The sequence below is a fragment of the Methanocalculus sp. genome (assembly GCF_030651615.1).
Classification (GTDB): Archaea; Halobacteriota; Methanomicrobia; order Methanomicrobiales; family Methanocorpusculaceae; genus Methanocalculus.
On the sequence record NZ_JAUSCG010000039.1, the window covers coordinates 1 to 4,258 of the forward strand.

4 protein-coding genes and 1 pseudogene are annotated in these 4,258 nt (G+C 48.0%); all 5 read left to right on the top strand.

Annotation, left to right across the window (positions count from 1 at the left end):
- Positions 1 to 89 precede the first annotated feature (89 nt).
- The gene (locus tag Q7V06_RS01530; RefSeq protein ID WP_304837045.1) at positions 90 to 596 is read left to right on the top strand and encodes a flagellin; all 507 of its coding nucleotides are present in this window, start codon (positions 90 to 92) and stop codon (positions 594 to 596) included.
- Positions 597 to 609: 13 nt separating this feature from the next.
- Positions 610 to 1,053 carry a hypothetical protein gene (locus tag Q7V06_RS01535; protein WP_304837047.1) on the top strand — a complete coding sequence of 148 codons (444 nt, stop codon included), beginning with the start codon at positions 610 to 612 and terminating at the stop codon, positions 1,051 to 1,053.
- An 8-nt stretch (positions 1,054 to 1,061) separates the two neighbouring features.
- On the top strand, positions 1,062 to 1,829 hold the full coding sequence (locus tag Q7V06_RS01540; RefSeq protein ID WP_304837050.1) for an ATPase domain-containing protein: 768 nt from the start codon (positions 1,062 to 1,064) through the stop codon (positions 1,827 to 1,829).
- 3 nt (positions 1,830 to 1,832) lie between these two features.
- Positions 1,833 to 3,707, top strand: a complete 1,875-nt coding sequence (locus tag Q7V06_RS01545) for a type II/IV secretion system ATPase subunit (RefSeq protein WP_304837053.1) — start codon at positions 1,833 to 1,835, stop codon at positions 3,705 to 3,707.
- A 1-nt stretch (position 3,708) separates the two neighbouring features.
- A pseudogene (locus Q7V06_RS01550) lies at positions 3,709 to 4,258 on the top strand (flagellar assembly protein FlaJ); the annotation flags it as partial.

A 4,258-nucleotide genomic window follows, 5' to 3' on the forward strand; every position in this document is an offset into this window, starting at 1 on the left:
AAAGAGGAGATCGGTGAGGAATGGGCGCACCTGATCGATAAGATATAAACCTTTTCAGCACCAGCATCAACACAGGAAGTATTCATACCATGAGTTCAGAGACGTTTGTCACCGCCATATTTCTTATCACCGCGATCATAGCGGCAGGTGTACTCGTCAATGCAATCTTCCCCTCAATATATCGAGCTTCAGAGACATTTGTTGCAGGATCTTATGAGATGGATGAACGGATGCGAACCGATGTCATGATCGTCAATACCGTCAGCCAGTCAGGTGACGATCCGATCGCCCGTATCTGGATTAAAAATACCGGAGTTAATCCGATCCAGGAAGGTATATTTAAACAATTTGATATCTATCTAGGAAAAACAGGAGAATTTAAACGTCTTTCTTTTCATGAGCCCCCCGAAGGTTCACTCGAATCTCTGCAATGGACCTACATACTCTATGATAATAACAACAACAACCTCTGGGATAGAGGGGAGACGCTTGAGATCATTGCCAAAGGACCTTCTGTTGCCTCCGGAGATCGGATATTCTTCCAGATTGTCCTGCCAAGCGGTGTTCGCCGGAACATTGACTTCTCTGCGAGCTGAGGTGTAACTCACAATGGCGTTTGCAAATCTTATCGGAGCAGTCGTTGGAATCTTCCTCCTCCTCCTGGTCGCATATCTCCTTGTCGGAGCAACACTGCTCACCGCTGAGACGGTGATGGCAGCACAGAGAGATATGACCGAAGTTCATTCGACCATCCTGAGCACATCAATTTCGATTAACAGCGCCATAGCAACAAATGAAACCCTCTATTTGATTATTAAAAACGATGGAAACACCATCATCGACCCGGATAAGATGGATGTTATCATCGCACCGCATCTCCCTCCCCAGTTTCGGATAAGTTGGGTGAATGACGGAATCACCCCGGACGGAATCAACCCCGGTCTCTTTGATCCCGGGGAGTACCTGAATATGACCGTGGACATCACCGGATATAACCCGACCTGGGTCAAGGTGGTAACACCAAATGGCATTGCAGCATCAACATACCTCTGAGGGAGATTATGAAGAAGATATACGATGATGAAGAGGAAGATGACGGGTGTTTACTTGAAGATATAAACAAGGAGCCCGAACGGGAGATCCTCTCAACCGGAAACCCTGAGATCGACAAGAAGATCGCAGATGGCCTTCCTCTTTACTCAATGACATTAATCGAGGGGGAGAATGACACAGGCAAGAGCGTTATCACCCAGCAGATCATCTGGGGTGCAATGAAGAACTCATTTAATGTCGACCTCTTCACAACCGAGAACACCGTCAAGAGTTTCCTTGCTCAGATGGAATCAATGAGTCTTGACGTCTCCCAGTATTATGCATGGGGGTACCTCAGGGTCTTTCCGCTCCATGTCGTTGGTTTCGACTGGGATGAGAATGATATGCAGGGGATTCTGGGCAGGCTTGTCAGGCATATCGAGAGGAGCAAAGCAGATGTCATCATCATCGACTCCCTCACCCTCTTCTCAGAGTATGCATCTACCGAAACGGTCCTTACCTTCTTTACAAACTGCAAGACACTTGTTGATAATGGAAAGACGATCCTGATAACTCTCCACACGTATGCCTTCGAAGAGGACTCGCTTGTTCGTATCCGTTCGACATGCGATGCCCATCTTGTGATGAAGAAGGCACTGATCGGCGACAAGTATGTGATGGTGATGGAGGTTGGGAAGGTGCGTGGAGCACGAAAGACCACAGGAAACCTGGTATCGTTTGAAGTCCACCCCGGATACGGCATGAAGATCATCCCGATGTCCTTTGCACGAGTATAGAGTATGGCTCCATCACTCTCAATTGACGTAACACTCCCCTTTCAGCCCCTGACACCAGATGTTGGAGGAATTTATGAAGGGGATCTCGAGTCTTCGGCACTGTACCGGATGCTCCCTGCAAATGCACGTGAGTACGTTAAAGAGAGTCCTCACCTCCTCGAATATCTTCTCATTTTTCCGGTTGACATCTACGGCATCCCCCTCTTCCTCTCAGAACTGAAGAAGGATCTGAAGTCGATGGAGAGCCCAAATGTCATCTATCCCGTCGGCAAGGGGATATTTGTCCATATCCTCCCCGATCCGAATGATGTCCGTCAGTACTACATCCCGATTGAGCCGTCATTTCTTCATAGCGTTGGTTACCTGATGCCTGCTATTGAATGCAAGCTGATTGACCTCCTCGATGCCCTCGACTACGATCCGGTCACTGAGAAGGAACGATCAGATGTCTTAAAAAAACTGCTGAAAGAGATCACCTCTGTTCGATCCACACAGGACTCTTCGATCCTCTCCCTACCCATTGCAGAGGCAGCCGGATCAATAAAAGACAAGATCATGGACTTCCTTCATAAGGATATCGGTGATTCAAAGAAAGAGTCAACGAAGCAGAAGTTCCCTGACATCCCTCAGAGTTCGGATGGAAAGGTGATCGTTACCCCTGCACAGTACACGGCAGTTGAGTACCTGCTCATCCGTGACAAGATCGATATGGGTGTCTTAAAACCATTCCTGTCCGATGGATATATTGAAGATATCTCCTGTAACGGAGTGGGGCCAATCTTCATTGAACATAAGATCTTCAAAGGGTTGAAATCTGTCATTGAGTTTAAGAAGTCTGACGAGCTCGATCTCTTTGTACTGAAGATGGCAGAGCGGATCAAACAACCCATCACATACAGAAACCCGATCATCGATGCCACCCTCCCGGACGGCTCCCGTATCAATATCGTCTATGGAACTGAGATCAGTAAACACGGGAGCAACTTCACCATACGTAAAGCCATGGGGGAACCTCTCTCGATCATGAATATCATCGAGAGTGGGGGGTGCGATTATATGATGGCAGCGTACCTCTGGATCATGGTTGAGTATGGGATGTCCCTCTTCGTCTCCGGAGAGACGGCATCCGGGAAGACCACAACCTTAAACGCAATCACCGCCTTTCTCCCACCCGAGAACAAGATCGTCACAATCGAGGATACTCCGGAGCTGAATATTCCACACAGGAACTGGGTGCGTGAGGTTGCGAAAGGGAAGGGTAAAGGTGAAGGGGAAGGATCAGAGGTGACGATGTTTGACCTTCTCCGTGCCGCACTCCGTCAGCGCCCAAACCAGATTCTTGTTGGTGAGATCCGTGGAGTTGAGGGTTCAATCGCTTTTGGTGCAATGCAGACCGGGCACCCTGTGATGAGCACGTTCCACGCAGCAACAGTTGAAAAACTGATCCAGCGTCTCACGGGAGATCCGATCCTGATTCCAAAGACCTTTGTTGACAACTTAAACCTCGTTGTCATCCAGAGTGCGGTGAAACGCCCGTCAGGGGAGACTGTCAGGCGGATTCTATCAGTCTCCGAACTTGTAGGATACGACCCTGAGACTCAGGGTTTCTCTTTTGTCGAGGCGTTTTCATGGGAGCCGGTGACCGACACATTCACCTTCAATGCCAGAGGGATCAGTTATCTCCTTGAATATAAAATCGCGACGATGCTCGGTATTCCTGAGAGGAGAAAAGCGGATATCTATCTTGAGATTGATAAACGCGCAAAAATCCTTGAGAGGCTTCATGAATCAGGATATACCCGGTATTATGATCTCTTCCATATGCTGACCAAAGTGAGAAAACAGGGTCTCCTGAAGATTGAGATCGGGAAGAATTAACATGTTTGAGGATGTTGTCGACCGCCTGCGCCAGAATAATGATGGTAAACTGCCATTTGAGGATCTCTTCAGGAAGATCCATAACCGGATAACCAAAGTCTTTGATGACCGTAAGATGGTCACAGACATCCTCTTTATGGTCACCTATATGGACTCACTTGCGATTGCACATGCATCACGACCGGAGATTTTTGCAAACACTGCCGAGCGAAAAGAGTATGCATCCTCAAAGGCGATCAAAAAGGTTGAGTTCTTTGTGAAACGCTGGGGGTACAGCTATGTTCAGGCACTATCAATCACTGCCGAAAGACTGGAACAGGGGGTTTTAAAGACTCTGCTGAACCGTTTTTCCAATTCCATGGAGTCAGGGGTGCCTGATCAGGATTTCCTCGACGGTGAGATCTCCTCGTCAATGGAGATATTTCGAAATAATCAGGAGAGTGGCTTTGAACTTCTGAAGAAATGGGCAGATGCATATATTGCAATGCTCCTCTCAGCGATCGTCATAGCAGTCACGATCATGATCTCTGTTGCAATCTATGCACCCGGAG